The following is a 26,250-nucleotide window of genomic DNA, read 5'->3' as shown; positions in this document are numbered from 1 at the left end:
TCTTATAAAGAGAAAGATTTTTGTAAGTAGAAAAAATGTCATACAATTTATTGTTATAATTAAAATGGTATATAAATAAATTATATACCATAATAAAGTGTTATGGTATATAATCTTTCAATTTAAGTATATTATTTTCAACAATTTAGTAATGATTGAGTTAAATGTTTTTTTCTTTCTTATCACCTGTACCACGGGTTGGAACTAATGAAATTATAAAACCAACAAAAATAGAAACTAGAGATGGGGCTATTACATTGAGATAAACTATGTAACGTGTTTTGTAAAGAATTAAAGCACTAAGCCCTGTTATCAATAAAGTTATAATAAATGCATATATTACGAATTTTGCGAAAGAGCTTAGGTATTTTTCATATATCCTATGCCTAGTAGGACCACTTATTACAGATCTAAATATATAATATGAAACAAATATTAGAACAACATCTATTAATGCAGAAACTAAAAATGTATACATAATAACATCCGCCTCCTAAAAGTATATCATTAATATTTTTGCCCTATTTTCAATTTTTTACACTTTAATTTTATTAATATCTTAAAGTATTACGTGAAAATATTATTACCAAATAATTTTAATGTAGTAAAACTGAGATTAATTTAGAGGCGTTTTAATAGTAATAATTTTTAGAATGAAATTTAGAATAAAAATATAAAAAAATAGAAGAAGATATATAATTGCTTTTTGCAATTATATATCTTCTTCTATTAAACTGCGTTATTTAAAAACATTTCTCCAACTTTATATACATCTCCAGCTCCAACTGTAATAAGTAAGTCTCCATCCCTTAGTTCAGTTTGCAAAAACTTTGTTATGTCATTAAAGCTGTGGAAATTTTTACAGTCAACACCTTTTTCTCTTATCTTAGTTCCTAATGCATCAGAACTTACAATCCCTAAATCTTTTTCTCTTGCTGCATAAATATCTGCTAACAATAAGGTATCTGCATTAGAGAAGGAATCGACAAATTCATTAAATAAAGTTATAGTTCTAGAATAAGTGTGAGGTTGAAACACACAGAAAATTCTTTTATGAGGGAAATTTTTGGCGGCATTCAATGCTGCCTTAATTTCTGTAGGATGATGAGCGTAATCATCTATTACAGTAATACCATTGGTTTTACCTTTAAATTCAAAACGTCTGTGAGTTCCGTGAAATGTAGAAAGTCCATTTAGTATATACTCTTTGTCTATATTTAGTGCTAAGGAACCACCTATACTTGCTAAAGAGTTAAGAATATTATGATCTCCAGGAACATTTAGTGTTAAAGTGAATAGCTTATCTTCCTTATTATATACATCGAAAGTTGGGCATCCATTATTATAAACAATGTTTTTGGCTCTTATATGGCCATTGTTAATTCCAAAAGTAATTATATTGCAATTAACCTTTTCTGCTACTGATAGACATCTCTTATCATCAGCATTAACTACTAAAAATCCATCTTTAGGTATTATCTTAGCAAATTTTATAAAAGTATTTTGGATATCTTCTATATCTTTGTAAAAATCTAAATGATCAGCTTCGATATTTAGAATAATACCTATATAAGGGTAGAATTTTAAGAAAGATGCTTTATATTCACACGCCTCTGTAATAAAGTATTCACTATTTCCTACACGCACATTTCCGTTTATTGCATCTAAGTTACCACCAACTAGAATAGTAGGATCTAGGTTAGCACTTAATGTTATGTGGGAAATCATAGAAGTAGTTGTTGTTTTACCATGAGTTCCTGAAATGGCTATATTATATTTATGACCGTTCATTACATGACCAAGGAATTCAGCTCTATCCATGATAGGAATATTCAATTCTTTAGCTATTACAAGTTCAGGATTATCTTCAGGAATAGCAGCAGTATAAACTACTAGATCAACATTATTAATGTTATCACTACTATGTCCTATGTATATCTCAGCACCTTTTTTTCTTAGATTATAGGTCAATTCTGACTCATCTCTGTCAGAGCCAGATACTTTATATCCATTATTTAAAAGTATTTCAGCGAGACCGCTCATGCTTATACCGCCTATACCTATAAAGTGTATTTTTTTGTTAGTATCTTTTAAAAAATTAAATGACAAATTAATCAACTCCTTAAAGATTGATAAAAAATAACCCCATTTAACCATTATATACAACTTTTCATAAAATCAATACATTAATTATAAATAATAAAATAAATTTTAGTATAAAATATTAATTAAAAGTTATAATACTGAAAATTGTTGTTGATAATATGAAATAATTGGACTAAAATAATGAATAATAAAAGAATTATTATATTTAAAATTCGTAAAATTTTTATATTAGGAGAGAAACATGCAAAAGTTTAATAGAAATCAAAGAATTACAGCTATAACGAAAATTTTAATAGAAAATCCTAATAAGGTAATTAATTTAAATAGATTCACTGAAATGTTTAATGCGGCTAAGTCTACAATTAGTGAAGACATCGTGGTAGTTAGAGAAACTCTACACAGGCTATCTATGGGTAATATAGAGACTATTTCAGGGGCTGCAGGTGGAATAAAATATATTTGCGGAATTTCTGATGAGACAACAAATAAATTTGCGGAAGAACTATGTATAATTTTACAAGATAAGCAAAGAATAGTACCAGGAGAATTCATGTATATTAGCGATATAATGTATAATCCTCAAATAGTTCAAAAAGCAGCTGTTATATTGGCATCTCAATTTATAGGATTAGGAATAGACTATGTAGTTACAATAGAAACAAAGGGTATACCACTAGCATATGAAGTTGCTAAGATGTTAGGTGTTAATCTTGTAATAGTAAGAAGAGACAATAAGGTTACAGAGGGACCAACTGTTTCAATTAACTATGTCTCAGGCTCTAGTAAAAGAATTCAGACTATGTCTCTTTCTAAGAAATCTATACATAGAGGAAGTAAATGTGTATTTATAGATGACTTTATGAAAGCTGGAGGTACAGCTTTAGGTATAATAAACTTGCTAAAGGAATTTGAAAGTGAACTTACAGGAATAGGTGTATTAATAGATAACATTAACACTGATAAAAAATTAGTACAGGATTATGTATCAATTATAAAGTTTAGTGGAATTGATGAAGATGAAAATCCTGTACTATATCCAGATAAAATTCATAAAAAATAAAATTTTCTAAAAATTTATTTCTTTTTTAGAAGGAAAAATATAAGTTATGGAGAATAGTATATGTAAAGCATCTTTGGAGGTGGATTTCAATGCAAATTACTGATGTTAGGATAAGAAAAATTTCCGCGGAAGGAAAAATGAAAGCGATTGTATCAGTAACTTTTGATAATGAATTTGTAGTTCATGATATAAAAGTTATTGAAGGCCAAAATGGTCTTTTCATAGCTATGCCTAGTAGAAAGACTCCTACTGGAGAATTTAAAGATATAGCTCATCCGATTAATACTGATACAAGACAAAAGATACAAAAAGCTATTCTAGATGAGTATGAAATAGTAAAAAATAACGATACAAATGGTGAAAACGGTGAAGAAATAGCAATAGAAGTTGAGTAATAAAAAGGAGGATAACTCCTTTTTGTTACTTTTTTTTGTATTTTTTGAAACTACTTCTCATAATATCATATATTAAAAGATATTAAAGAGTATTATAAGGTTGAAAAATTCATATATATAAAATATAATATAATAGGTGTGAATATTAAAGTGTAACAGATACGTTTTAATATGATATTTTATACCATGCAAAGAGGTGTTGGAATTGTATCAAAGTGCTGTAATACTTGCGGCAGGAAAAGGCAAAAGAATGAAATCTAAACTACCTAAAGTTTTACATAAAGTTTGTGGTAAAGAAATGGTAAATCAAGTGGTAGATACTTTAAGAAGATGCGATATAGAAGATATAAACATAATAATAGGTAATGGAGCTGAGGAAGTAAAGAAAGCTACAGAAAATAGACAAGTTACTTTTTCTTTACAAGAAGAACAACTAGGAACAGGGCACGCTCTTATGTGTGCTAAAAATTTTCTAAATGGTAAAGATGGAATTGTAGCTGTATTTACAGGAGATGCTCCCTTAATTACAGAAGAAACTGTAAAAAAATTTATTGAATTCCATATAAAAAAACAATTCAAGGCTACTGTTCTTACTGCTATAGTTGATGATGCTAACGGTTACGGAAGAATAATAAGAAGTGAAAACGGAGAAGTTGCCAAGATAGTAGAGCATAAGGATTGTACTCCAGAAGAATTAGAGGTTAAAGAGATAAATTCGGGCATGTACTGCTTTAATATAGAAGAATTATTAGAGAACTTAGATGAATTAAATAATAATAATTCACAAAAAGAGTACTACTTAACAGATATAATAGAAGTATTAAAAAGTAAAGGTTATAAGGTAGGTGCTATAAGCACTGAAGCGGATGAAATTAAAGGCGTAAATTCAAGAGCTCAATTAGCTGAAGCTGAAGAAATAATGAGAAATAGAATAAACGAAAAGCACATGGAAAACGGGGTTACCCTTATTGATCCTAAATCTACATATATTGGAGTAGACGTACAAATCGAAAATGATACTATAATATATCCTGGAAATGTACTAGAAGGCAATACAGTAATTAAAAAGAACTGCATTATTTATCCTAATTCTAGGATTAAAGATAGCATTATTGAAGAAGGCGTTACTATTCAAAGTTCAGTTATACTAGAAAGTTACATAGGAAAAAATACTACAGTTGGACCATTTGCTTATGTAAGACCAGAAAGTAAAATAGGAGAAAATGTTAGAGTAGGCGACTTTGTAGAAGTAAAAAAATCTACTATTGGAAATGGTACGAAAGTATCTCATCTAACATACATAGGAGATGCTGAAGTAGGAAGTGGATGTAATTTTGGATGTGGAACTGTAGTTGTCAATTATGACGGAAAACATAAAAACAAAACAATTATAGGAGACAATGTCTTTATTGGGTGTAATGCTAATTTGGTTTCTCCTTTAGAAATAGAGGACGACACATATATAGCTGCAGGGTCAACTATTACAAAAAAAGTTCCAAGTGGAGCTCTTGCAGTTGCAAGGGCAAAACAATCTAATAAAGAAGGCTGGGTATATAAGAGAGACTTAAAGAAAAAGTAAAATATAAAAAGCATTATTTTGGATAAAAATTAAGGAGGTTTACATATGATATCCCATGGTAAAAATATTAAAATCTTTACGGGAAATGCAAATCATAATTTAACACAAGAAATCGCTGATATTTTAGGTGTTAATGTGGGTGATTCAAAGGTAGGAAAGTTTAGTGACGGAGAAATATCTGTAACTACTAACGAAACTGTAAGAGGAGCAGATGTGTTTGTTATTCAATCAACTAATGCACCTGTTAATGACAACTTAATGGAGCTATTAATTATGATAGATTCATTTAAAAGAGCATCAGCTGGCAGAATAACAGCAGTAATACCTTATTATGGCTATGCCAGACAAGATAGAAAGGCTAAAGCAAGAGATCCAATAACAGCAAAATTAGTTGCAGATTTAATAACAACAGCTGGGGCTGATAGAGTTCTTACAATGGATTTACATGCTGCCCAAATACAAGGATATTTCAATGTTCCGGTTGACAACCTAAAAGGTGCACCAATACTTGCTAAATACTTCATAGAAGAGGGATTTAAAGATAGAGATGATGTAGTAGTTGTATCACCAGACCTTGGAAGTGTAACAAGAGCTAGAGATTTTGCGGATAGATTAAATGCACCAATAGCTATAATTGATAAAAGAAGACCAAAAGCTAATGTTTGTGAAGTAATGAACATAATTGGAGATATAAAAGGTAAAAATGTTATTTTAATTGATGATATGATAGATACTGCTGGAACAATAACAAATGGAGCAAATGCTCTAGTAGAAAGAGGAGCAAAGGAAGTTTATGCTTGCTGTTCACATGGAGTTTTATCAGGTCCAGCATTTGAAAGAATAGAAAATAGTGCTATAAAGAAATTAGTTGTACTTAATACAATAGCGTTACCAGAAGGAAAGGTAAGCGACAAATATGAAGTGCTATCAGTAGCACCAATATTTGCTGAAGCTATTAAGAGAATATATGAAGATGTATCTATAAGCAAATTATTTATATAATAGTATAAAAGACTGTATATTAAAAGACATATAGTGTGATGTTTTTCATCACACTATATGTCTTTTGTTTTAAATAAACTTTATTTGGAAATTTATTTTTGTGAATTTTATTAATTGTAACATTTATTTTAATTTATATTGTTAAACATGTAAAATACAATTAAATATGATAGAGTATAATTGAAAGAATTTTAGAAGAAATTAAGATTAATATGAAGAGGCAAATTGGGATCATATACTACTGAATATAGGTATTATTTAGGTTCTATAAAAAATTGGGGGTAAGGTAACTTATGGAAGGAACGTTAGCAAAAATATTAATAGTTGATGATGATGTAAATATATGCGAAGTTATAAAAATGTATTTAGAAAATTCAGGTTATTCTACTAGAACATGTTATGATGGAAAATCTGTTCAAGAAGTCTTTTTAGATTATAAACCAGATTTAGTTTTATTAGATATTATGCTGCCCCATATTGATGGAGTAGATGTATTAAAGTGGATAAGAAGAGAATATGAAACTCCAGTTATAATGTTAACTGCTAAAGGAGAAACCTTTGACAAAGTTTTAGCTTTAGAATTGGGAGCAGACGACTATATAGTAAAGCCTTTTGAACCAAAGGAACTAATAGCTAGAATTAAAGCTGTACTTAGAAGATATAATGTAGAAAGTGAAAACAAGGAAGTGCTTGAATTCCCAGAGCTTTCCGTTGATATAAATTCTTATATAGTTTTATATAGAGGCAATGAAATAAAGATGCCTCCAAAAGAGTTTGAATTGCTATATTATCTTGCAAGTAATAAAAATAAAGTGTTTACAAGGGAACAATTGCTTTGTGAAGTGTGGGGATATGATTATCCTGGAGATTCAAGAACAGTAGATGTACACATAAAAAGATTAAGAGAAAAACTACAAGGAGGCCCTAATTGGCAAATAGAGACTGTTTGGGGTGTAGGGTATAAGTTTGAGGTGAAGTAGATGAGAAAGAAAGGCCTATTTTCTAAGATGGTAGCAACTTATACCTTAATAATTTCCATAAGCTTTATTATTTTGGCTACATTTTTGTCATTTTGGTTTGAAGGATATTTCTTCAATCAGAGGAAAGGTCAAATTTTAGCAGAGGGACAGATAGTTGCAAATGCTGCAATACAGTATTTATATGGAGGCACACCTATAAGTAAGACAAATGATATTTTAGAGTATGTTTCTAACTATTCGTCTACAGATATAATTTTGTTAGATAGTTATGGATATGTTTATGCAACATCAAATCCTAACCATAAAAAGTTTATAGGAAATCAGCTTTTAACAAAAGATTTAGAGATGTTAAGACAAGGTAAGATTATTGAAAAAAAAGATTTTTTTGACGATGTTTTAAAAATGGAAGTACACTCTTATGAAATTCCTATATTGTATAGAGAAGTATTCCAAGGAACAATAGTAATGAATACTCCAATGCAAGAGATAAAAGAGCCTTTAAGGAGAGTTTACCAAATTATATGGATGTCAGCAATTCTAGCTATAGTAGCTTCTAGCATTATCATATACTATTTTTCACAGAGGATAATAATTAAACCTCTAGAAAAGATAAATAGTGTTGCAGGTAAAATATCTCAAGGTGAAGTTGGAAAACGAGTAGATATTAAATCTGATGACGAAATAGGAGAACTTGCTAAGTCCTTTAATTCAATGGCAGATTCACTACAGGAGGTAGAGAACAACAGAAGAACTTTTATATCAAATGTATCACATGAGCTTAGATCTCCTATTACATCTATAAAAGGTTTTATAGGAGGAATATTAGATGGTATTATCCCGAAGGAAAAAGAAACTTATTATTTATCCATTGCTTACGAAGAAATTCAGAGACTGACAAGGCTTATAAATGATCTTTTAGACTTATCAGCTATAGATGCTGGAAAGTTTACTTTAAGTATTCAAGAACAGGATATTAATGAAATCGTACGACTTTCTATTATAAAGTTTGAAACTATTATAAAGTCTAAAAAGATTAATGTAGATGTGTGGCTAGACGATAAGGATGTATACGTGCTGGCAGATAAAGATAAAATAATACAAGTAGTAACTAACCTGGTAGACAATGCCACAAAACATGTTGAAGAGGGAGGAAACATAGATATACGGACAAAGGTTAAGGGGCAAAAGGTTTTTGTATCAATATATAATGATGGACCTAACATCCCTGAGGAAGATGCTAAGCGTATCTGGGAGAGATTTTACAAAAGCGACAAATCAAGAACTACTAAGGTTAGTACAGGACTAGGATTATCTATAGTGAGGAGAATAATTACTCAACATGGAGAAGATATATGGTTTGAGAATAAAGAAAATAAAGGAGTTAAGTTTATATTTACTTTAAAAAGAGCTCATAAATAATGGGGATATCTACAAGTGATAAATTTAAGCTATGGAGGTGATGTATTTGTATGAAGATAATGAAAATGTAAAAGAAGTAAATTGGGAAAGTATAAATGAAGATAAATGTGGTGAAATAAAGTTTAGAAAACGAAGATATACAATAAAAAAATTTTTTAGAGAAATAGCATTCATATTAATAGCGATACTATCTGGAGCAATATCATCGAATTATATTATTGATAAAAAGTATTCTGAAATTTTAGGAGAAAATAATAAGACACCTGATATCAAAGCAATAGATTCTGATAAAGAAAAGGTAGGCTTAGGTATAAATAAAAATGAAATAGCCAAAGTTGCAGAAAAGATTGGACCTACAGTAGTAGGAATAGTAAAAACTTCTTCAAGTCCATTAGGAAATGTGAACAAAGATAGTGGATCAGGAATAATCTTTAATTCTGATGGATATATAGTAACTAATTACCATGTTATAGAAGGGTCAAATGATATTTCAGTAAAGCTGGCAAATGGAAGAAATTATATTAAGGCTAAGTTAATAGGTGCAGATCCTACATCAGATTTGGCAGTAATAAAAATAGAAGCTACTAACCTACCAACAGCTAAGTTTGGGGACTCATCAAAAGTTCGTGTAGGTGATCTTGCAATAGCAATAGGCAATCCATTAGGTGAGGAGTTTGCAGGGACTGTAACATCAGGAATAATCAGTGCAAGGAATAGAAAAATTCAATATGGAGGAGCTATATATAAGGTGCTTCAAACAGATGCAGCTATTAACCCAGGGAATAGTGGGGGAGCCCTATGTAATGCAGATGGAGAGGTTATAGGAATAAATAGTTTAAAACTTGGAGACGCCCAGTTTCAAAATGTAGAAGGAATAGGTTTTGCTATAGCTATAAACGAAGCTAATCCAATTATAGAACAAATTATGAAGTATGGAAGAGTTGCAAGACCGCGTTTAGGCATATATGGAAGAGATGCAGTATCAGAAGATGGCAGTGGAATTAAAGGTGTATATGTTAGTGAAATTATTAAGGGAAGTGGCGCAGAAAAAGCAGGGGTTAGACCTACAGATATTATTATAGAAATAGATGGACAAAGCATTACTAAATTTGAAAATATAACAGAAATTATAGAAAAGCATAAAATTGGAGATACTATTAAGGTAAAGTTATGGAGACGAGGAAAGAATATTAATATAAATATTACACTTACTGATATAAAAGAAATTAAATAGATATTTGAACCCGTGGGAGGTAATCTCATGGGTTTAAGCATTTTACATAATGGATTTATAATAGTTTCTTACAGAGTTTATTAAGTTAAGTTTAACTTTATAAAATAATGTTTTTAAGGTATTATATTTAGGTATAATAAAGATAAAGGCAACTTTGGAGGTATAGTTTTATGTATTTGATAGTGGGGTTGGGCAATCCGGGAAAAGAATATGAGCATACAAGACACAATGTAGGGTTTGATATTATAGATTTAATAGCGGAAGAGTATAATATTGATTTAAATAGGAAAAAATTCAAAGGTATATATGGCGATGGAAGAATAGGATCAGAAAGAGTTTTAATTCTTAAACCTATGACTTATATGAATCTAAGTGGTGAAAGTATAAAAGAGGTTTTGAGTTTTTATAAAATACCTAACGAAAATATTATATTAATATATGATGATATTAGTCTTGAAGTAGGTAGGCTTAGAATTAGAGAAAAAGGAAGTGCGGGAGGACATAATGGAATTAAGAGCACTATAGCCCATTTAGGAAGTGATTTATTCCCTAGAATAAAGGTAGGAGTAGGTCAACCCTCAGGTAATAATCTAGTTTCCCATGTTTTGGGTAAATTTTCAGAAGAAGATAGAGAAAAGCTAAGTAAAACATTTAAAATAGCTAGTAAAGCAGTAGAGAGCATAATAACAGAAGGTACTGTAGAGGCCATGAACAAGTTTAATGGATTTAGGGCAGAGTAGTAATATGAGAGGTGGATATTTTATGAGGTTGAAGGGGTTAATGCAACCTTTAATAGAAAGTACAAAATTTAAAGATATATTAAATAGCATAAGCAATAATAGATTCCCCATAGAGATTACTGGAATTTCGGATTCAGGTAGAAGCTATTTTATAAGTGGATTATATGAGAGTGAGACAAGGCCTATTACTATATTCACCAATAGCGACGTGGAAGCGAAAAACTTATATGAGGATTTGTCATTTTATTTACCTAATGTATATTATTTTCCAACCAGAGAAATAGTTTTTTATAATATATATGCTATATCTGGAGACCTTAGGTGGGAAAGATTAAAAGTAATCAGAGAGATGCTTAGAGAAGGTAAAAAAATTATTGTAACTTCCATAGAATCTCTTGCTGCTGCATACATATCTCCTAAACTTTATAAGGAATATACTTTTAGATTATCTATAGGAGATACAGTTAATCTTGAAGAATTGGGTAGAAAATTAATTCAAAGCGGATATGAGAGAGTAAGTATAGTTGAAGGTAAAGGCGAATTTTCCATAAGGGGAGGTATATTAGATATATATTCTCCAGTATCATCCATTCCTTTTAGAATAGAGTTTTTTGGAGACGAGATTGATTCTATAAGAAGTTTTAACACTGAATCTCAGAGAAGCATAGACAAGTTCAATGAAGTAGAAATATTTCCTGCTAAAGAGATGGTATTAACAGAAAATAATATTGAAAAAGGCTATGAAGGTATAAAAAGTGACCTAGAAAAGGTTTTAGTAAATTTGAATAAAAATAAAGAAGCAAAAGAGAGAATACAGAGCACTACGTTAGCTAATCTGGAGGCTTTAAAAGAAAACTGGAGTTTCGAAAGTATAGATAGCTTCTTGCCTTATTTTTATGAAGAAACCTCTAGTTTTTTAGATTATATGAAAAATAGTTTATTGATATTAAACGATTCACAGAGATGTATGGGCAAGTTAAATAGTATATACTTTGAGTTCACAGATAACTATACTGAATTGCTTCAAAGAGGTAATGTACTGCTAAGACAATCCGAGTTATTGGTTGATAAAGAAGAAATAAATGAGAGATTAAAATCATCTGACCTTATAATTTTAGATATGATAAACAAAGGAGATAAGCATTTCACATCTGACTATAAGGATGAATTTCGTCAGTTAAGCCTTAGTGGATACAATGGTAAGATGGATTTACTTATAGAAGAAATTAAAGATAAAAAATCTAAAGGATATAAAACTATAATACTTAGCGGAACTAGACCAAGAGGAGAGAGATTAGTAGAAACCCTTAGAGATAGAGAGATTGAGAGTGTTTATAAGGATGTAGTAGACAGCATTCAATATGGGGAAGTAGTAATAACCTTTGGTAATCAATTAAAAGGTTTCGACTACCCTGAGCTAAAGCTAAGTGTTATATCAGATAAAGAAGTTTTTGGAAAGTCTAAAAGAAAAGGTACAAAGATAAATAAAAAAGGCGTAGGAAAGATAAAAAGCTTTACTGAGTTAAAGCCTGGAGATTATGTAGTTCATACGAATCATGGTATTGGTGTATATAAAGGTATTAAACAATTAGAAGTACAAGGACATAAAAAGGATTATTTAGAACTTAGTTATAATTCTGGAGACAAGTTATATGTTCCGGTGGAACAGCTGGATTTAGTTCAAAAGTATATAGGAACAGAAGGAAAATCTCCAAAAGTTAATAAGCTTGGCGGAAACGAATGGATTAAAACAAAGAATAAAGTTAAAAGAGCAATAAACGAAATAGCAGAAGATCTAGTAAAATTATATGCTATAAGATCTACTCTTAAAGGACATAAATTTTCAAAGGATACCGTCTGGCAAAAGCAATTTGAAGATGAGTTTCCTTATGAAGAGACTCCCGATCAAGTTGTAGCTATTGAGGAAATAAAAGAAGATATGGAATCAGGAAAGGCAATGGATAGATTGCTTTGTGGAGATGTAGGCTATGGAAAAACTGAAGTGGCAATAAGAGCAGCATTTAAGTCTGTAATGGATGGAAAACAGGTAGCTTTTTTAGTGCCTACAACAATTCTTGCAGAACAGCATTATAATAATTTAGTGCAAAGATTCTCAGATTTTCCCGTAAGGATAGATATGATTAGCAGATTTAGAACATCGGCTCAAGTAAAATCAACTTTAAAAGAGGTTAAAGCTGGTAATGTAGATATTCTAATTGGAACTCATAGAATATTGCAAAAAGATGTTCAGTTTAAAGATTTAGGTCTTTTAGTTATTGATGAAGAACAGAGATTTGGAGTTACTCATAAGGAAAAAATAAAGAATATAAAGAAAAATGTTGACGTATTGACTTTAACAGCAACTCCTATACCTAGAACGCTTCACATGTCGCTTACAGGTATAAGAGATATAAGTGTAATAGAAACTCCTCCAGAAGAGAGATATCCTGTTCAGACCTATGTGGTTGAATTTAATGATCAACTTATAGCAGATGCAATAATGAGGGAGATTGATAGAGGAGGTCAAGTTTATTTTGTTTATAATAGAGTGAACTCCATTAAGGAAATGGCTACTTATTTAGCTAAATTACTTCCAGATGCAAGAATAGGTATTGCACATGGGCAAATGGCTGAAAGAGAACTTGAGAAGGTTATGTTTGATTTTATGAAGAATGAATATGATATACTTGTGTGCACTACCATAATAGAAACTGGTTTAGATATTCAAAATGCAAATACTATGATAATATATGATGCTGATAAATTTGGATTATCGCAGCTTTATCAGCTTCGTGGAAGAGTAGGAAGGACTAATAGAATTGCATATGCATACTTAACTTATAGAAAAGACAAGGTATTAACAGAAGTAGCAGAAAAAAGGCTAAAAGCCATTAAAGATTTTACCGAATTAGGATCAGGATTTAAGATAGCAATGCGAGATCTTGAGATAAGAGGAGCTGGAAATATAATAGGTGCAGCTCAGCATGGTCATATGGCTTCAGTAGGATACGATTTATATTGTAGAATGCTTGAAGACACTGTGAAAATAGTTAGGGGGCAGATAGATAAGGAACCATTTGAAACTACTGTAGATATTAAAGTAGATGCTTATATACCAAGTGGTTATATAAACGATGAAGTACAAAAAATTGAAGTCTATAAGAAAATTGCAAGCCTTGATTCAAAAGAAGGAATTATGGATATACAAGAAGAGCTGGAGGATAGATTCTCTGATATACCACCGTCTGTATATAACCTTATGAATATTGCTTATATTAAGAGTGTTGCTAATAAAATCGGAATAGTAGAGATTAAAGAAAAAATTTCAGAGATAGAAATAAGATTTGAAAGCAGAAATTTTATAAGTCAAGATCTTATAAGAGGTATAATGAAAAAGTATAATAGGAAAATTATATTTAAGATGGGAGAAGAACCAGCACTAGGATATCAATTAAAGGATGTGAAGAGAGAAGAAGTTATTGAAACCTTAAAAGAATTCCTTGAATATATGGAAACTATGGTTGAAACCAAATAAAATTATGATAAAATAAAGTTATGCCAAAAAAATACATGAAAAGCGGGGGAAAAAAATTGAAAAACATAAAAAAGCTTGTTGCAGCTGCAGCAATAATGATATTTGCAGTATCAGCAGTTGGATGTAATATGATAGAGAAAACACCTGAAGCTATAGCAAAGACTGTAGTAGCTAAGGTAGGAGATAAGAAGATAACAAGAGGAGAATTAGATTCAAATTTCCAGACAGTACAGCTTGTAGGACAACTTAAACAACAATACGGAGAGAATTATGCTCAAAATGCAGAAGCTGCAGGTTATTTAAAAGATACAAAACTTAAGATACTAAATTCAATGACTATTGAAGAGGCACTTATTCAAGAAGCAGGAAAAATGAATGTAGTTCCTAAGCAAGAAGAATTAGATAAGTTAGTAAGTAATCAAATAGATGAATACAAGAAATCCCAAGGAATAACAGATGATAAGAAATTTCAAGAACAATTAAGTCAGCAAAATGTGACAATAGATAGTTTAAAAGAAATAATTAAAAGAAATATAATTTTACAAAAGTTACAGGAAGTAGTAGGAAAAGACATTAAAGTGGATGATAAAGAAGTTGAAGCATATTATAATTCTCATAAAGATAAATATCCTGTTAAGGCAGAAGAGCCTACAAAACTTCATTTAGCTCATATTTTAGTTAGTGATGAAGCTCAAGCTAAGTCAATTAAAGCAGAGCTTGATAAAGGTGCTGACTTTGCAGAGCTTGCAAAGAAATATGGTACTGATGGAACTAAAGATAAAGGGGGAGACCTTGGAGTAGTTCCTACATTAAACTCAGGTTTTGACGAAGATTTCATGGATGCAGCAATGCAACTTAAGGATGGAGAAATATCAGGAGTTGTTAAAAGTCAATTCGGATATCATATAATAAAATGTATTAAAAGGGAAAACAAACCTGTTAAATCTTTTGCAGAAGTTAAACAGCAAGTAAAGTCAACACTAGAGAGCAGTAAAAAGAATGATGTATGGAACAAAAAGATAGAGGAAGTAAAAGCAAATGCAAAAATAAAAATATATGAAGATAAAATAGTTTAATTTTCAAAAAAAAGATGATACATAGCGTATCATCTTTTTTTAGTATTAAAATTAAACCTATACATTTGTGTATAAAATTTCATATTAGTACGGATAATATTACTGAAAAATATATTTCTAATAAATAAACAACTTAAATAAGGAGGTAAAAAACTAGATGAAAGCCACAGGCATTGTTAGACGTATAGACGATTTAGGAAGAGTAGTAATACCAAAAGAAATAAGAAGAACTTTGAGAATTAGAGAAGGAGATCCATTAGAAATTTTTACGGATAGAGATGGCGGAGTGATTCTTAAAAAGTATTCACCTATAGAAGAATTAAGCAACTTTGCAAAAGAATATGCTGAGGCATTACAATTAACTACTGGCAATATAGTACTTATTTGTGATAAAGATAATATGATATCTGTAAGTGGAACTTCTAAAAAAGAATATATGGACAAAAAAGTAAGTACAGAAGTTGAAAGAATAATGGAAGAGAGAAAAAGTGTTATTTTAGGAGACGGAGCAAATAAGATGGTTCCTTTAATAGAAGATGAAGATATAGAAGGCAAATATTTTGCTGAAGTAATATCTCCTATAATTGCTGAAGGAGATGCCATCGGTGCTGTAATTATAGCTTCAAAAGAGGATAATGCTAAATTTGGCGAAGTGGAGATGAAACTAGCAGATACAGCTGCTTCATTCCTAGGAAAACAAATGGAATAAACAATGGCAGCTTAGCTGCCTTTGTTTTTTCAGTAATAATATCTCTAAAAAATAAATATAAATATTTATATTGAGTATGCAATTTGGAGGTATTATTTTGAAAAAACAATCATTAATAAAAGGTACCTTTATTCTAGGGGCTGCAGGTATATTTTCAAGATCAATAGGGATGCTTTTTAGAATCCCATTGACAATACTTGTAGGAGATGAAGGATTAGGCTATTATCAAATAGCATATCCCCTTTATATGCTATTTATTGCTATAGCATCAGGGGTTCCGCTAGCAATGTCCAAGATGATATCTGAAAAAAATGCACAAGGGGACGAAGTAGGAATATTTCAAGTTTTAAAGGAAGCATTGTTACTAATGATTCTCTTAGGAGCTGGTACAAGCTTAGCAATGCTTATGTTTTCTCATCAACTAATAACGATTTTTAGATGGGATGAAAAAGCCTATTATTCATTGATAGCTTTATCAGTGGCACCTTTTTTTATAGCTATTATGAGTGTGTACAGAGGTTTCTTTCAAGGACTTCAGAATATGACTCCAACAGCTATATCACAGATATTAGAGCAGATAGCTAGGGTAATTATAGGTATTGGCTTAGTCATAATGCTTATTCCTAAAGGAATAGAGTATGCAGCAGGAGGAGCTACTCTAGGTGCAGCAGCAGGAGGTATATTAGGTGGTCTGTACTTATATAGTAAGTACAGAAAAGTAAGAAAAGAATTTGCAATAAGAAAAGTTAACTTTAATTCTGATGTAATGGAAAAGTTACTTAGAATTGCAATACCAATTTCCCTTGGGGCGGCTGTGGGAACCATAATGAATGTTATAGACTCTGTTATGGTTCCTCAGAAATTATTACAAGCAGGTTTTGATTCTAGACAAGCAGCTATATTGTATGGACAGCTAACAGGAAAAGCAGCAGTTATAGTAAATGTCCCACTTACGCTTTCAGCAGCATTGTGTGCCTCGGTAGTTCCTATTATTTCAGAAGCTTACATACTCAAGGATAAAGTAAGGCTACATAGAAACATAACTTCTGCTATAAAAATATCTATGATTATAGCATTACCATCTCTTTGTGGACTTTACTTTTTAGCCTCACCAGTACTAAATCTAATTTTTAGAGGTCAGGCAGAAGGAGCATTAATATTAAAGTATTCATCATTGTCTATTCCATTCATAATACTAGCTCAAGCAACCACGGTAATTTTACAGGCAACTACATCAAAGAAGATGCCTATAATTAATTTGTTAATAGGATGTATAGTTAAAATGATAGTAACGAATATATTAGTTCCAATACCAAGCATAAATGTTTATGGAGCAATTATCGGTACATTTGCAGCTTATGTAACTGCTGTGGTTTTAAATATGGCACTGCTAAAGAGAACTTTAAGTGTTAAATTTGATTTGTATCAAGGGTTAATAAAACCAGCGTATGCTTCGATTATAATGATAGTAACAGTTGTTTTTATATACGTAAAGGTCTATAATTATACAATGAGTAATTCCATTTCTTGTTTAATTGCTATACTTGTAGGTATAATAGTATATATAATACTAGTTTTAATGTTTAAAGTAGTGGATTATAATGAGTTAGCGAGAAGAAGAAGTAGAAGATAATTTAGAATTGCAAAAGGAGAATAGATATGATTAGGATTGTAGGATTAGGACCTGGAAGTAAAGAAGCAATTACTATGGGAACTTTTAATTTATTAAAAGATAGTGATAATGTTTTCTTTAGAACAGAAATTCATCCTAACGTAGAATACTTAAGAGAAGCCGGAGTTAAGTTTAAAACATATGATAATAGTTATGAAACTTTAAATAATTTTGATGATGTTTATGAAGCAATAGCTAAAGATTTAGTTAATAAGCATAAAGAACTGGGAGATTTGGTCTACGCAGTACCTGGGCATCCTCTTATAGCAGAAAAGTCTGTAAATATTTTAATTAATTTATGTGAAAAAGAAAACATTGATATAGATATATTTCCTGCTATAAGTTTTGTTGATGCTATGATGGAAAGTCTGAGAATAGATCCAATAAACGGTGTAAAGATTATAGATGCTTTTGACATTAATAATCAAATTTTAGATAAAAGGCTAGGCACTATTGTAACTCAAGTATATAATAAGTTTATAGCTTCCGAAGTAAAATTAAGGTTATTGGAATATTTTAATGATGATATGGAAATATACTTTATAAGGGCAGCTGGAGTTAAAGAGTTAGAAAGTATCAGAAAAATACATCTATATGAATTAGACAGACAGGAAGACATTGATCATTTAACATCCATATATATTCCTAAAGCTTTAGAAGCTGCAAAGGACTTTCACGATTTACTTGACATAATGGAGGTTTTACGTGGAGATGATGGATGCCCTTGGGATAGAGAACAAAGCCATGAATCCTTAAAAAAGTATCTGATTGAAGAATGTTATGAGGTTATAGAAGCAATAGATGAACAAGATGAAGATAAGATAATAGAAGAGTTAGGAGATGTATTACTTCAGGTTGTTTTCCATGCTCAGATAGGAAAAGAAGAAGGTTATTTTGATATTTCAGATATAATTAAAGGAATATGTACTAAACTTATAGAAAGACATCCTCATGTTTTTGGAAAAGTCAAAGTTGGTAGTTCTGATGAAGTTCTAGTAAATTGGGATGAAATAAAGAGAAAAGAAAAAGCATTAGAAACTTATACTGATGAATTAAAACATGTAGCTAGAAGTTTACCATCACTAATGAGAGCTGAAAAAATACAAAAAAAAGCTGCTAAAGTTGGATTCGATTGGAATGATGCGAAACCAGCTCTAGATAAAATAATTGAAGAATGTAATGAAGTAAAACAGGTATATAAATCCCAAAACAAGGAAAAAATACTAGAAGAGGTAGGAGATTTAATATTTAGTACAATAAATGTATCAAGATTGCTTGACATTGACCCCGAAGTTGCATTAAATTATACTATAGATAAATTTATAAACAGATTTAGCTACATAGAACAAAATAGTATAAAGTTAGGTAAGAAACTTACCGATATGTCTCTAGAAGAGATGAATAAATTTTGGGAGATGTCAAAACAACAATAAGTTAGTTTTAATTAAAAGTTCACATAAAAAAGAGGATTTTTAATTTTAATGAAGAATTAAATTCTATACTATTTATTGATTAAATTAAGGAGGTAACAAAAGTGAATAAAGCAGAATTAATTACAAGTATGGCAGAAAAAAGCCAATTAACTAAAAAGGATGCAGAGCTAGCTTTAAAAGCATTTATAGAAAGTGTTGAAGAAGCTCTAAGCAAAGGTGAAAAGGTTCAATTAGTTGGATTTGGAACTTTTGAAACACGTGAAAGAGCAGAAAGAAAAGGAAGAAACCCAAGAACTAAAGAAGAAATAACTATACCAGCATCAACTGTTCCAGTATTCAAAGCTGGTAAAGAATTCAAAGATACTGTAAATAAGTAATAATTTAAATAAAAAACCTGGGTGTGAATCTAGGTTTTTTATTTTTATCAATAAGGAGGTAGCTATGAGACTAGATAAATATCTTAAAGTATCAAGAATAATAAAAAGAAGAACTATTGCTAAGGAAGCATGTGAAAGCGGTAGAGTTGTAATAAATGGGAAAGTGGCAAAGCCAAGCACAGAAGTCAATGAAAATGATATAATAGAAGTTAAATTTGCTAAAGGATCATTAAAAGCAAAAATTGTTAATATATCTCATCATGTTACAAAATCGGATGCTAAACTTATGTATGAAATAATTTTTGATGAATCAGAAGAGGCTCAGAAAGAAGAATAATACATTGCTTTTTAAATCACACTTCGCCTAAAGTAGCATATTAGCTATCGTGGTAGCATATATATAGTTACAAAAAGGGAGGGGTGTTCATGGAATTAAAAAGAGAAGGTAACGAAAACAAAAAAAGCAACCTGACTCTTGAAAATAGAAATAAGTTAGTTCTATCTGGAGTAGTTGAAGTTATATGTTTCGATGATAAAACAATAGTCCTCGATACTACCTTAGGCACTTTGACAATAAAAGGACAAGACTTAAAAATGCAAAAGTTAGACGTACAAAACGGTGACGTTGTGATTGTAGGACGTATCAATTCCTGTATATATACAACTATGGAAAGTAAAAAAGATAAAGAAAGTATCATAGCTAAGCTATTTAGGTAAATATTTTATGATAATATCATTAGAGAATCAATTTAACTTAATTTTGCATAGTATATTAGCAGGGATAATTACGGGGATACTATTTGATATATATAGGCTTATTAGAGGATTTGAAAATCCGGATAGAGTATTGACATTCATTGAAGATATACTATTTTGGATTTTTGCAGGATTATCAGTTTTTATTTTTTTAATTTATAGTACTTATGTTTATGTAGGAGTATATTTGTATTTATATATTGCTTTAGGATTATATATTTACCTAAAGCTGCTAAGTAAACACTTTTTAAAGGCTCAGTATAGAAGTATAAAATTTATAACATCATTTCTAAGAGTAACCAGAAATATATTTTTATATCCATTTCAACTGATACTTTATAAGATTATAGATAAAAATAAGTAAAAACTCCTTGAATAAAATCTAAAACGAAACTAAAATATAAATATAAGCTAAAATAAAAGTTTTAGAGGTAAAGATATATGAAAAAGAAATCTAAGGTTAAAGGTATAGCTATTACTTTTATACTATTATATGTTTGCTACATATTAGTGAGTCAACAAATAACTATAAAAAGTAAAAAGGCTCAATTAGGTGAATATAAATCTGAGCTTCAGAAAGTAACAAAAGAGAACAGGCAATTGATAGATGAAAAAAATATGTCTGAGACCAGTAGGTATGTGGAAAAATTGGCTCGTGAAAGGCTAGGCTTTATAAAACAAGGTGAAAGCGTAGTAGTAGAGAAAAAGAATTAAATATTGCTTATTTATAATTTAATATAAACATATCAAGGAGGAATTTTATTAACATGGCCTTAAAGTTAGGGAGTATCTTAGAAGGTACAGTAGTCAACATAACTAAGTTTGGAGCATTTATAGAAGTGGAGGGGAAAACAGGGCTAGTACACATATCCGAAGTAGCAGACTCATACGTTAAAGACATAAGAGAGCATTTAAAAGAGCAGGATAAAGTAAAAGTAAAAGTTATATCTGTAGATGATAATGGAAGATTAAGTTTATCTATAAAGCAAGCTATGGTAAATAAAAAATCATCAAAACCTGCTGAAATCGATTGGACAAAGGAAAAGGCTAAAGCATCTACTACTAATTTTGAAGATGCAATTTCTAAGTTCCTAAAGGATAGTGAAGAAAGATTCCAAGATTTGAAGAAGCATCAAAATGTAAAAGGAAATAAATATTCTAAAAAAGGATGATTAAGAATATTAAATAAAGGGCTATTTATAGTCCTTTTTATTTTTGGTAACTAAACAAATTCAAGTATATCAAGGGTATACATAAGCAAATTGAAGTTTGAAATAAATTTTAAAAAATTAGTTGACAATCCTACAGCATTAATATATAATAGTCTATGTCGCTGAGAGATGCGGCAACAAGCAAATATAGCAAAGTATTTAATTATTAAATGCGCCGGAGTGGCGAAATCGGCAGACGCACAGGACTTAAAATCCTGCGGAGCTAACACTCCGTACCGGTTCAAGTCCGGTCTCCGGCACCATATCGCGGGGTGGAGCAGTTGGTAGCTCGTCGGGCTCATAACCCGAAGGTCGTAGGTTCAAGTCCTGCCCCCGCAACCATTTAAATTATGGCGGAATAGCTCAGCTGGCTAGAGCATTCGGTTCATACCCGAAGTGTCGTAGGTTCAAGTCCTATTTCCGCTACCATTAAAAATTAATATTTATACAATTCATTGAAAAATGGATTGTACGCCGGAGTGGCGAAATCGGCAGACGCACAGGACTTAAAATCCTGCGGGGCTAACACTCCGTACCGGTTCAAGTCCGGTCTCCGGCACCAATATCGCGGGGTGGAGCAGTTGGTAGCTCGTCGGGCTCATAACCCGAAGGTCGCAGGTTCAAGTCCTGTCCCCGCAACCATTTATTTTTTGACTATATGGCGGAATAGCTCAGCTGGCTAGAGCATTCGGTTCATACCCGAAGTGTCGTAGGTTCAAGTCCTATTTCCGCTACCAAATAAAATCCATGAAGTTATACTTCATGGATTTTTTATTTTTTTATTTTCGATACAAATTAAAATGAGTAGTTTGAGATAATGAAGTAGAAAAAAATCGGTGTCAGTAAAATTTTGAACAAATTCTAGGATATATGTCTTACGAAAAAGCAAAGCTTGTCTTACTAAATGACATTTATTTCCATAGACCTCTGATATAATTTTATTTAGTTATTACTGAATCGGAGGTGTTATAAATGCAATATGGGGCAGAAATATTTCCTTATGAAAGAGCTAAAAAATCTAAAATAGATAAAAATGATAAAGGGCGGATAGAGTATATATGGATATTTAGAAATCTAACTTATTTTGTGATATCTATATTAATTAGCAGGGTGCTGCTATTGAATATGGATAATACTACCGCGCCTTTTGGCATAGCATTTTTGATAGTAATGTCTTTTCATAAAGATGAGTACATAATCCCTGCGTCGGGAGGATGCTTTATAGGATACATATCTTTATATAATAAAGTTAGTAATCTACCTGAATATTTAATTGCTATAAGTACTGTAACTGCTCTAAGTTATCTATTAAATAAAAGTTCAAAGAAGTTTGTTATGTCCATTATGTTTAGTGTAGTTTTTTTTGAGTTGCTAATGTGTGAGTTCCTTATAAGAAGTTTAACATTTAAAGTTGCTTTTTTAACTGCTTTTCTTCAAATGATATGTATTTTACCATTATATTTTATTCTAGAGCGTTCTATATTATGCCTAAATGAATTTAAAACAAAGCATTTATTTACAAGTGAAGAGATAATAAGTGTATCTATATTAATATCACTAATTTTATCAGGAACTTGGGGAATAAGTATAAATGGAGTTTCGTTAAGAAATATATTTGCTCTAATGTTTATACTAATATTGAGTTACATAAATGGGAGTACTGTAGGTGCCGCAAGTGGTATAGCAATTGGTACTATAATTGGTATATCATCGAGTAATATACTTATATTTATAAGTGTATATGGCTTATGTGGATTAATTGCAGGGATTTTTAAAGATAGTGGAAAGCTACTAAGTGGTTTTTCTTATTTCATTACTTTTTTAATATTAAAGCTATATTCAAATATAAGTATAGAATTCAAGTTAATAGAAATAATTATTGCTGTAGTGGTATTTTTTATAATTCCTAATAAGATATATGACAAGTTAAATTTAGAACTGGACTGGGAGAGAAAACAAGAATACTTAAATAGAGATTACGTGGATAAGATTAAAGACATGTTGTTAAAAAGGTTAGGAAGTTTTTCTCACGTGCTATACAATATATCCGGAACCCTTAGTGACCTTGCAGACAATGATAAGTTAGTAATGAAAAATAAAAGTGCTGCTCTTATTGAAAATTTGGCGGATAGAGTATGCAGTGGCTGTAATATGAACTCAATGTGTTGGAAAAGAGAAGCATATTACACCTATACAGCTTTTGGAGAATTGATACAAAGTTATGAAGAGGGGAAAAAGAACAAAATGCCTCATGAGATAGAAAGAAAATGCATAAAGAGAACTTTGCTTTTAAAGAATACTGAGGAAATAGTAAATAATTATATAATTAATGAAATGTGGAGAAAAAGACTAAGTGAAGGAAGAGAGACCTTAGCTGGACAAATAGATAATATGGCAAATTCTTTAAAGGAGGTTATGGAAGAATTCAATGCCGATATAAAGTTAAGCAGTGGTGCGGAAAAGAAAATTAGAAAAATATTAGAAAAAAAGAACTTAAAATACGAAGACATATTTTGTTTTCAAGATAAAAATGAAAGGTTAGTAGTTAAGTTATCACTTGATTCTTGTGGTGGATCACAACTTTGCGTTAAAACAATACTTCCATTAATAAATGAAGCTGTTGAAAAAAATATGTGTATAAGTGATGAAGGCTGTGTAATTAATCCTAATACAAGCATTTGTACTGTGACCTTTGAGGAAACTCCTAAGTTCTATGTAGCTTCATATGTAGGGAGACAGTGCAAAAACGGAGAAAAATATAATGGGGATAGCTACAGCTTTGGCAAAGTTAATGATGGAAGTTACATGTGTATAATAAGTGATGGTATGGGATCTGGACCTAGGGCTAGCAAAGAAAGTAAAGCTGCAGTAGAATTAATAGAAAAGTTTACTAATGCTGGACTAAGCAAGTCAACAGCTATAAGCACAGTTAACTCTATAATGTCATTAAAATTTTCTGAAGATGAAAAGTTTTCCACTCTTGATTTAAGTAGTTTAGACTTATATACTGGTGAAATAAGCTTCATGAAAGTAGGTGCAGTAGCTAGTTTTATAAAGTCAGGCAATAAGGTTGAAGTAATAAACTCTAAGAGTTTGCCAATAGGAGTTTTGGATAAAGTTGACGTTGATGTAATAAATAAAAAATTAAAAAATGGAGATATAATAATAATGCTAAGTGATGGAGTATTAGATTATAATAGTAATAACGCTGGAAAGACAGACTGGATTGTAAGTTATCTTAAGGAAACTAAGATTAGTAATCCTAAGGAATTAGTAGATGGAATAATTGAAAAGGCTAAAGAATTAAGTGGAGGGAAGACAAAGGATGACATGACAGCTATAGTTTCCAAGGTATATAACCTTTATTGATGAATTACATTAAATTTTTAGCCTATATTGATTTTAAACTAAATGTTATTTATAGCATTTAGTTTAAGCTGCTTTTAGGACATATAAGCTATGTTTAAAAGTTTGTTGATATAGGTAGATTAATATCAACATCTTTGGAAATATAGCTTATATTTATGTTATAATGAATGAATATAGAAATATGTGGGAGTGTTTAACTTGATAGATAAAGTGCTAAATACAATAAAAACAAATGATATGTTTAAAGCAGGAGATAAAGTAATTGTGGCAGTTTCTGGAGGCCCAGATTCTATATGCCTTTTACATGTGCTCTATTCATTAAGAGAATCTCTAGGTATTACTCTTGTAGTAGCCCATGTAAATCATTGTTTAAGAGGAGAAGAAGCAGATAAAGATGAGGAGTATGTAAAGGAATTTTGTAAGGTTAGAGATATTAAATGTTTTATTAAGAGAGAAGATGTACATAGAATATCAAAAGAGCGAGGTATATCCTGTGAGATGGCAGGCCGTGACGTAAGGTATAACTTTTTTTCAGAGCTTTTAGAAAATGTTAAGGGTCAAAAAATTGCTATTGCTCATAATGCTAATGATCAAGCAGAAACTGTGCTTATGAGAATTATGAGAGGTACAGGTATGGAAGGAATTATCGGTATAAGAGCAGTTAGAGATAATATTTTTGTAAGACCTATAATTAATATTACTAGAAAAGAAATAGAACGTTATTGTGAAGAAAATAAGTTGCAGCCAAGAATAGATAAAACAAATCTAGAAAATATTTATGCAAGAAATAAAGTTAGACTAGAATTAATACCTTATATTGAAAATAACTTTAATCCTGATATAATTGAAGCGCTAAATAGACTATCTCAAACAATAAAAGTTGATAATGAATATATAAATGAAATAGCTCTGCAAACCTACAGAGAATACTGTAAAAGAGACAAAAATAAGGTTATAATTAATAGTGAAGCTTTTTCTCAGCATGAGGCTATACTAACTAGAATTATAAGAGAAGCGTTAAAAGCTGTTAAAGGAAGCTTATATAATTTAGACAAAAATCATATTTATGATATTATCAATATACAGAAAGGTGCTACTGGAAAAGAAATAATGCTGCCTAGAAGCCTTGCAGCTTTAAACAACTATGGTGATATTGAATTGTATGTTTCCAATGAGAAGGACGTTAAAGATAAAAGCAAATCCGAATACATATTAAAAATTAATAATGATAATAATTTAATTGATAATAGACTAATTGTACATATAAGTATAATAAATGTTAAAGAAAAGTCTGATTTTAACAGTAAAGATAATCTAGTTAAATTCTTTGATTATGATAAAATAAATGGAGAGATAAAGTTAAGATATAGAAAAAATGGTGATAAGTTTGTTCCTTTTGGAATGAGTGGAAGTAAGAAGTTGAAAGATCTATTTATTGATTTAAAAATTCCAAAGGATAAAAGAGATGATATACCTCTTATCTTGTTTGGAGAAGAGATTGCGTGGATTGTTGGCTACAGAATAAGTGATAAGTTTAAAGTGGATAAAAACACTAAAAATATATTGCAAATTAAAATCGAAAGAGAGGAATAATATA

23 protein-coding genes and 6 tRNA genes are annotated in these 26,250 nt (G+C 30.4%); 27 read left to right on the top strand and 2 right to left on the bottom strand.

From position 1 onward, the window contains the following. Nucleotides 1-160: 160 nt before the first annotated feature. Together ACWW38_RS08635 and murC are read right to left on the bottom strand one after the other, a co-directional pair. Nucleotides 161-478 (bottom strand): hypothetical protein, encoded by a 318-nt coding sequence (locus ACWW38_RS08635; RefSeq protein WP_456260362.1) that lies wholly within the window; start codon nucleotides 476-478, stop codon nucleotides 161-163. A 251-nt stretch (nucleotides 479-729) separates the two neighbouring features. Continuing rightward, nucleotides 730-2,109 (bottom strand): UDP-N-acetylmuramate--L-alanine ligase, encoded by a 1,380-nt coding sequence (gene murC / locus ACWW38_RS08630; RefSeq protein ID WP_456260361.1) that lies wholly within the window; start codon nucleotides 2,107-2,109, stop codon nucleotides 730-732. Between the two features lie 238 nt (nucleotides 2,110-2,347). On the opposite strand from murC, the gene purR reads away from it, so the two are divergent. The 27 genes from purR to tilS all read left to right on the top strand — a co-directional run bounded on the left by purR (nucleotide 2,348) and on the right by tilS (nucleotide 26,246). Further along, nucleotides 2,348-3,166 (top strand): pur operon repressor, encoded by an 819-nt coding sequence (gene purR / locus ACWW38_RS08625; protein WP_456260360.1) that lies wholly within the window; start codon nucleotides 2,348-2,350, stop codon nucleotides 3,164-3,166. Between the two features lie 89 nt (nucleotides 3,167-3,255). Continuing rightward, the gene (spoVG, locus tag ACWW38_RS08620) at nucleotides 3,256-3,561 is read left to right on the top strand and encodes a septation regulator SpoVG (RefSeq protein ID WP_456260359.1); all 306 of its coding nucleotides are present in this window, start codon (nucleotides 3,256-3,258) and stop codon (nucleotides 3,559-3,561) included. A gap of 205 nt (nucleotides 3,562-3,766) precedes the next feature. Next, the gene (gene glmU / locus ACWW38_RS08615) at nucleotides 3,767-5,140 is read left to right on the top strand and encodes a bifunctional UDP-N-acetylglucosamine diphosphorylase/glucosamine-1-phosphate N-acetyltransferase GlmU (protein WP_456260358.1); all 1,374 of its coding nucleotides are present in this window, start codon (nucleotides 3,767-3,769) and stop codon (nucleotides 5,138-5,140) included. A gap of 45 nt (nucleotides 5,141-5,185) precedes the next feature. Beyond that, nucleotides 5,186-6,142, top strand: a complete 957-nt coding sequence (locus ACWW38_RS08610) for a ribose-phosphate pyrophosphokinase (protein WP_456260357.1) — start codon at nucleotides 5,186-5,188, stop codon at nucleotides 6,140-6,142. A gap of 293 nt (nucleotides 6,143-6,435) precedes the next feature. Further along, nucleotides 6,436-7,122, top strand: coding sequence for a response regulator (locus ACWW38_RS08605; RefSeq protein ID WP_456260356.1), 687 nt, complete (start codon nucleotides 6,436-6,438; stop codon nucleotides 7,120-7,122). After that, a complete protein-coding gene (locus ACWW38_RS08600; RefSeq protein WP_456260355.1) occupies nucleotides 7,123-8,541 on the top strand; it encodes an ATP-binding protein in 1,419 nt (472 codons plus the stop codon). A gap of 46 nt (nucleotides 8,542-8,587) precedes the next feature. Further along, nucleotides 8,588-9,775: a S1C family serine protease gene (locus tag ACWW38_RS08595; RefSeq protein ID WP_456260354.1), complete on the top strand. Its 1,188-nt coding sequence runs from the start codon at nucleotides 8,588-8,590 to the stop codon at nucleotides 9,773-9,775. A gap of 170 nt (nucleotides 9,776-9,945) precedes the next feature. Next, entirely contained in the window at nucleotides 9,946-10,515 is a 570-nt protein-coding gene (gene pth, locus ACWW38_RS08590; protein WP_456260353.1) for an aminoacyl-tRNA hydrolase, read from the top strand. Between the two features lie 22 nt (nucleotides 10,516-10,537). Beyond that, nucleotides 10,538-14,050: a transcription-repair coupling factor gene (gene mfd, locus ACWW38_RS08585; RefSeq protein WP_456260352.1), complete on the top strand. Its 3,513-nt coding sequence runs from the start codon at nucleotides 10,538-10,540 to the stop codon at nucleotides 14,048-14,050. 56 nt (nucleotides 14,051-14,106) lie between these two features. Beyond that, entirely contained in the window at nucleotides 14,107-15,126 is a 1,020-nt protein-coding gene (locus ACWW38_RS08580; RefSeq protein WP_456260351.1) for a peptidylprolyl isomerase, read from the top strand. 157 nt (nucleotides 15,127-15,283) lie between these two features. Then, nucleotides 15,284-15,835 carry a stage V sporulation protein T gene (gene spoVT, locus ACWW38_RS08575; protein ID WP_456260350.1) on the top strand — a complete coding sequence of 184 codons (552 nt, stop codon included), beginning with the start codon at nucleotides 15,284-15,286 and terminating at the stop codon, nucleotides 15,833-15,835. A 97-nt stretch (nucleotides 15,836-15,932) separates the two neighbouring features. Continuing rightward, nucleotides 15,933-17,468 carry a putative polysaccharide biosynthesis protein gene (locus tag ACWW38_RS08570; protein WP_456260349.1) on the top strand — a complete coding sequence of 512 codons (1,536 nt, stop codon included), beginning with the start codon at nucleotides 15,933-15,935 and terminating at the stop codon, nucleotides 17,466-17,468. 26 nt (nucleotides 17,469-17,494) lie between these two features. Next, a complete protein-coding gene (gene yabN, locus ACWW38_RS08565) occupies nucleotides 17,495-18,940 on the top strand; it encodes a bifunctional methyltransferase/pyrophosphohydrolase YabN (protein ID WP_456260348.1) in 1,446 nt (481 codons plus the stop codon). Nucleotides 18,941-19,041: 101 nt separating this feature from the next. Beyond that, on the top strand, nucleotides 19,042-19,317 hold the full coding sequence (locus ACWW38_RS08560; RefSeq protein WP_456260347.1) for an HU family DNA-binding protein: 276 nt from the start codon (nucleotides 19,042-19,044) through the stop codon (nucleotides 19,315-19,317). A 64-nt stretch (nucleotides 19,318-19,381) separates the two neighbouring features. Beyond that, on the top strand, nucleotides 19,382-19,654 hold the full coding sequence (locus tag ACWW38_RS08555; protein ID WP_456260346.1) for an RNA-binding S4 domain-containing protein: 273 nt from the start codon (nucleotides 19,382-19,384) through the stop codon (nucleotides 19,652-19,654). 89 nt (nucleotides 19,655-19,743) lie between these two features. Continuing rightward, a complete protein-coding gene (gene yabP, locus ACWW38_RS08550) occupies nucleotides 19,744-20,034 on the top strand; it encodes a sporulation protein YabP (protein ID WP_456260345.1) in 291 nt (96 codons plus the stop codon). Nucleotides 20,035-20,041: 7 nt separating this feature from the next. Continuing rightward, nucleotides 20,042-20,437, top strand: coding sequence for a spore cortex biosynthesis protein YabQ (gene yabQ, locus ACWW38_RS08545; RefSeq protein ID WP_456260344.1), 396 nt, complete (start codon nucleotides 20,042-20,044; stop codon nucleotides 20,435-20,437). Nucleotides 20,438-20,514: 77 nt separating this feature from the next. After that, nucleotides 20,515-20,787 carry an FtsB family cell division protein gene (locus tag ACWW38_RS08540; RefSeq protein ID WP_456260343.1) on the top strand — a complete coding sequence of 91 codons (273 nt, stop codon included), beginning with the start codon at nucleotides 20,515-20,517 and terminating at the stop codon, nucleotides 20,785-20,787. 53 nt (nucleotides 20,788-20,840) lie between these two features. Continuing rightward, the gene (locus ACWW38_RS08535; protein WP_456260342.1) at nucleotides 20,841-21,245 is read left to right on the top strand and encodes a S1 domain-containing RNA-binding protein; all 405 of its coding nucleotides are present in this window, start codon (nucleotides 20,841-20,843) and stop codon (nucleotides 21,243-21,245) included. A gap of 213 nt (nucleotides 21,246-21,458) precedes the next feature. Beyond that, nucleotides 21,459-21,547: transfer RNA gene (locus ACWW38_RS08530), tRNA-Leu, on the top strand. Between the two features lie 3 nt (nucleotides 21,548-21,550). After that, nucleotides 21,551-21,626: transfer RNA gene (locus ACWW38_RS08525), tRNA-Met, on the top strand. Between the two features lie 10 nt (nucleotides 21,627-21,636). Beyond that, nucleotides 21,637-21,713: transfer RNA gene (locus ACWW38_RS08520), tRNA-Met, on the top strand. Between the two features lie 44 nt (nucleotides 21,714-21,757). Continuing rightward, nucleotides 21,758-21,846 (top strand) — tRNA-Leu (locus ACWW38_RS08515). 4 nt (nucleotides 21,847-21,850) lie between these two features. Continuing rightward, nucleotides 21,851-21,926: transfer RNA gene (locus tag ACWW38_RS08510), tRNA-Met, on the top strand. An 18-nt stretch (nucleotides 21,927-21,944) separates the two neighbouring features. Then, nucleotides 21,945-22,021: transfer RNA gene (locus ACWW38_RS08505), tRNA-Met, on the top strand. A 235-nt stretch (nucleotides 22,022-22,256) separates the two neighbouring features. Continuing rightward, nucleotides 22,257-24,653 carry a stage II sporulation protein E gene (gene spoIIE / locus ACWW38_RS08500; protein WP_456260341.1) on the top strand — a complete coding sequence of 799 codons (2,397 nt, stop codon included), beginning with the start codon at nucleotides 22,257-22,259 and terminating at the stop codon, nucleotides 24,651-24,653. A 198-nt stretch (nucleotides 24,654-24,851) separates the two neighbouring features. Beyond that, complete coding sequence (tilS, locus tag ACWW38_RS08495; protein WP_456260340.1) at nucleotides 24,852-26,246, top strand: tRNA lysidine(34) synthetase TilS; 1,395 nt, start codon at nucleotides 24,852-24,854, stop codon at nucleotides 26,244-26,246. Nucleotides 26,247-26,250 lie beyond the last annotated feature (4 nt).

Source organism: Clostridium sp. JNZ J1-5, assembly GCF_053901425.1.
The sequence above is the reverse complement of the archived record's forward strand: the minus strand, read 5'-3'. Positions and strand labels throughout refer to the sequence as shown.